1 protein-coding gene is annotated in these 5,312 nt (G+C 47.9%); it reads right to left on the bottom strand.

The genetic code is table 11. The features are described from left to right. Positions 1 to 5,312 (bottom strand): GH36-type glycosyl hydrolase domain-containing protein (locus B3182_RS15315; protein WP_292753421.1); only part of this gene is annotated, 5,312 nt, incomplete at both ends.

Genomic DNA, 5,312 nt, shown 5'->3' with positions numbered 1-5,312 from the left:
AATTTATCGTGATGTGATACAGCGTTTCATGGTAACGGTAATGCACCTTAAACGATGGCCAGTCGTCTGGAACACACGGAGCAATTCGGAGATGGCCATCTTCCAGATTGAGGCCTAATAACGTTTCTACCGTCAGCCGATACATCCAGCCCGCTGCACCGGTATACCAGGTCCAGCCACCGCGGCCGGTATGCGGCACCACACCATAAATATCGGCGCACATTACATACGGCTCAACTTTATAACGAGCAATGGCTTCTGCTGTATCACCATGATTGACAGGATTGAGCATGCCGTAAAATTCCCAGGCACGCTTTTTATCGCCCATCGCGGCAAATGCCATGGTGGTCCAGATAGCCGCATGAGTATATTGGCCACCGTTTTCACGAACACCTGGCACGTAACCTTTAATATATCCCGGTTCCAGATCAGATTTATCAAACGGTGGATCCAGTAACTGAATCAGCTGGGCATCGCGGCGTACCAGACGTTTATCCACGGAACTCATAGCTTGAATGGTTCTGTTTAATTCACCGCCTTTGGATAAGACCGACCAACTCTGACTGATGGAATCTATCTGACATTCATCATTGCTGGCAGAGCCCAACGGCGTGCCATCATCAAACCAGGCGCGCTGATACCATTCGCCATCCCAGGCATTTTCTTCAATGTTATGACGCAGTATTTCAGCCTGTTGCTGACATTTATCAGCAAACTCAGCATCACTGAACGTGATTGCCAGCTGTGCAAACTGCTGCAAATTGTCATATAAAAACCATGCCAGCCAGACGCTTTCGCCTTTGCCGTCTTGCCCGACCAGATTCATTCCGTCATTCCAGTCACCGCAACCCATCAGCGGCAATTGATGCGCTCCAAAGCGTAAACCATGTTTGAGTGCACGGACGCAATGTTCATAAACACTGGCGATTTCAGTCGAACGTTGTGGCTGGTCATAATAGGCTTCTTCATCAGCACTTAATTCGCGGCCTTCGAGGAAATGAATCTGCTCATCAAGAATGCCGGTATCACCCGTGGTCATCACATAACGACAGGTGGCATACGGTAACCACAGATAATCATCAGAAAAATGCGTTCGCACACCCTGACCATTTGGCGGATGCCACCAATGCTGGACATCGCCTTTGACAAATTGTCTGCCAGCACATAGCAGGATCTGTTCACGGGCCAGCCAGGGCGTGGCATGAATTAAGGCCATGGTGTCCTGTAATTGATCACGGAAACCAAACGCACCACCCGACTGATAATAGCCACTACGTCCCCATAAACGACAGGAAATGGTTTGATAAACCAGCCAGCCATTGGCTAATACATTCAAAGCCGGATCCGGGGTGTCGACATTGATGGTACCCAGGGTGTGATTCCAGAATTCCCAAACCGATTCCAGAGCCTGTTTGGCGCCAACGGGCCCACCATATTGGTGAATCAGCTGATTCGCTTCATGCACACTTGTTGCCGAACCAACTACAAAGACCACTTCACGCGTTTGACCGGCCGCCAGTTCAAATTTACTTTGAATGGCCGCACAGGGATCGAGTCCCGCGCCGGTATTACCGGATAATTGTTGTTTTACCATCGCCGCAGGATTTGCCAGCGAACCATTACGGCCAATAAATTCCGTACGATTGCCGGTCATGGTTTGTTTCTGTTCACTGATATGCACAAACGCAATCTGGTTTGCGTATTCACGGCTATAAGCATTACGGCCAAACACAGCGCCCGAATGTGGCTCAGTTTCAGTGACAATATGCATTAGATTGCTATGCCGCCATTCACCCAACACTAATTCCCAATAACCGGTTAATGACAGATTTCGGCTACGTTTTGACTGATTGGTCAGTTTTACCACTACAAATTTTACGGCAGCATCCATTGCTACATAGGTGGTGAGTTCAGAAGTGATTTCAGCTTCGTTATGCTCAAACACGCTATAACCAAAACCATGGCGGCAGACATAACCTGAACGGCCTCGTGCCGGTAACGGAGTGGGTGACCAGAATTCACCAGTTGCTTCATCACGTATATAAATGGCTTCACCACTGCTGTCACTGACCGGATCATTCAGCCACGGCGTGAGTCGGAATTCATGAGCATTTTTCACCCAGGTATATGGGCCACCACTTTCACTGACCACGGTACCGATATGTGGACTGGCAATCACATTCACCCAAGGGGCTGGTGTTGTTTTACCCGGTTCAAGTTTTACAACGTATTCATGACCATCGGGTGTGAAACACCCCAGGCCATTTTTGAAAATACCATCACGCGGTTCCAGCGGCTTGGACGGAAGTAAGGCTGGTTTTGCCGTGGTGGTTAATTGATCTGATGTGCTTGAAACGGAAACACGACGATCCACTTGTTCAATCAGGGTGTCATGAATATCGCTGAATACCAGACGAGCAACGGTCTGCAATAACACTCTCTCATCTTCGGTCAGCTCATCGGAACGGCGTAAAAATACACCACCCGGTTTATCCAGCACTTGTGCTTCCGGGCCGGCATTAATCAGAGACATAATGCGATCCTGAAGCTCAGCACGGTAGTTGGAAAAATCTTCATTGATGATCACCAGATCAGCAACCAGACCTTTCATGCGCCAGTATGAATGGGCCTGCAGAGCCTGTTTGACCAGGTCGATACGATTGATATCACCGATATGCAACAACACAATGGGTAAATCACCCGAGATGGCAAAACGCCATAATCGTGATTGTCCCAACTGATTGCGGGCAATAATTTCTGGTGCAATACGGCGTAATCTATTGCCGAAAATAACCGAGTTGGCTAAACGGCCATAAATCTGGGCATCCGCTTCATTGATATTAAGATGACGTAATACTTCCTGGCTTTGAAACCAGGCCATTTCAAACGCCCGATCAACAAAATGCCGATCACAATATTTGTCTACCAATGTCAGAGCCGCTTCACGACTCTCAGCAACACCGGAAATAATCTGTACGACTGTCGACACATCGGGTGATAGCATCAGCGTGCGACGAATAGCGACAATAGGATCCAGTACTGGTCCATCGGTATCAGATAAACGGTGTATGGCGGATTCATCTAAATCTCTGTGAGTGAGTGCTACCGGATTAACGGCAGTTCTTCCGCGGCCAATAAATTTAGAGCGATCTGTTTCAAATGATGGTAAATCAGTGATTGCACCGGGTGCTGCCATTAAATGAAACATCCATGGCACTTTTTCACCGGCTGTCCGGGGACGTCGAGTGCAAATAATCGCCTGTTTGTCCGCTAGAATTTCAGTCTGCACAAACAGATTACTGAATGCTCGATGAGCCAAATCGGCTGTTAATTGTGCCAACACCACTTCGGCATAGCTGGTGACTTCTATACGACGCGGGACTTCCGACTGATTGGTTAAGGTAACCCGCCGGATTTCAACATCATCCTCTGGCGAAACACTGATTTCAGTATGTGCTTCAATTTCTGCATCCAGGCGTCTGTATTCGGCCCGCGCCTGAACAAAAATCGCTTCGTAATGATCGGCTTTGCGTAATGTCGGTTGATAGGTGGTAGACCAATACTGGCCATTATCCATATCACGCAAATAGATAAAGGTGCCCCAGTTATCGGCAGTGACATCTTCACGCCAACGGGTAATCGCAAGATTATTCCATCGACTGTAACTGCCACCTGAATTCGTTGCCATCACGTGATAATGACCATTAGACAGTAAATGGACTTCAGGTATCTGCGTGTTATGCGTGAAGACACGCATCATAGAGCGGCTATCAGCCGTCGGTGGTTTGGCGGTTGCACTGACTTCTGCAGCATGTGGATGCAATGTGGCACTTTGTTTTGGCACCCGTTCCTGAAGTAACAACTCCGTGGCCCGGATCTGTGGATCGGAAAGAAAACGCCGCTGCATCGGCTGATCTAATAAAACATGGGCGAATGACAGCAAACTCATGCCCTGGTGATGCGCCATAAATGATTGCACAATGGCATAACTCTTATTTCGCGGCACCCTCAGCGGTGTGTAATCAATCGCTTCATAAAAACCGTAATCGTCTGAAAAACCCTGTTCTTCAAGGGCTTGTAAATTCATACAGGCTTCGCGTGGCATCACCATTAACGCTAACGCGGTGGCATAGGGTGCAATCACTAAATCTTCGCCCAGGCCCCGTTTGAATCCGAGTCCTGGAACGCCAAACGCCCGGTATTGATAGACCTGATTAAGATCGGTGGTGTTGTAACACGATTCGGAAATACCCCACGGCACCGATCGTTGCCGGCCATATTGAATCTGGCGTGATACAGCCGCCTTGCAGCTATGATCCAGTAACGTATCCGCATAACTGGGCATGATTAACTGCATCATCAGATACTCAAACATCGAGCCGCTCCAGGAGATCAAACTGATATCACCACCATGGCTGGTCAGTAAGCGTCCTAAAGCAAACCAATGTTTCTGAGGCACCTGGCCTTGAGCGATCAACATAAAGCTGGCCAGTCTGGCTTCTGAAGCCAGCAAGTCATAACACGCCAGATCCCGGCGACGTTCAGTGACATCAAAGCCAATGGTTAATAATTCAGCTTTTGAATCATATAAAAAGCCAAAATCCATAATCGCTACGGTATGGCAGCGATGAATTAACGCATCGATCCGGTTCAGATTTGATAAAGCATGTACATTTTGACTGGCCGCTAATACATGCAGCGTTGGCATCGGATCTGATGGAGAGGACTCAGCCAGCAACGTAGTATGCGAATCCAGTAAGGCGCTGACTTGCAAGTTAAAAGCTTGTATCCAGTAGCGACTTTCTTCATCAATATCTGTCACTAACATTTCAGCAATGACTTCACTGCTATGTTTGATGTTCTCTAAAATATCGGCCGTTTTGTCGATTGATATAACAGTTTGTCGTGAGATAGATGAATTCAGAACCTCATTCAGACGGTTAATTTCACTGGCCAATGACTTTTGGGTTGCGGCATCAAGCGACTCAACGAATACCTTAAAGGTATCTAGAAGACCTTCAAATGCGCTGGCGGTAATAATAGGCTGATGATTGAATTCGGCGAGGCCCGCAGCCAAGGTCAGTAAACTACCCGCCAGATTGCCGCTATCGACCGATGAAATATAATACGGCGGCAGTACTTTTAAGGTGCGAGTGTCGTACCAGTTATAAAAATGCCCGCGATAGCGTTCCAGCTTTTCCATCGTGGTTAGGGTCTTGTCGATGCGATCGAGACTTTGACTGATAGTGATATAGCCAAAATCATTGGCCGCCAAATCGGCTAACAATGACATGCCCATATTGGTTGGCGAG

Source organism: Methylophaga sp. UBA4204 (assembly GCF_002379485.1).
Lineage (GTDB): Bacteria > Pseudomonadota > Gammaproteobacteria > Nitrosococcales > Methylophagaceae > Methylophaga.
Note: the sequence above shows the minus strand (reverse complement) of the source record. Positions and strands in the feature narration are given on the sequence as shown.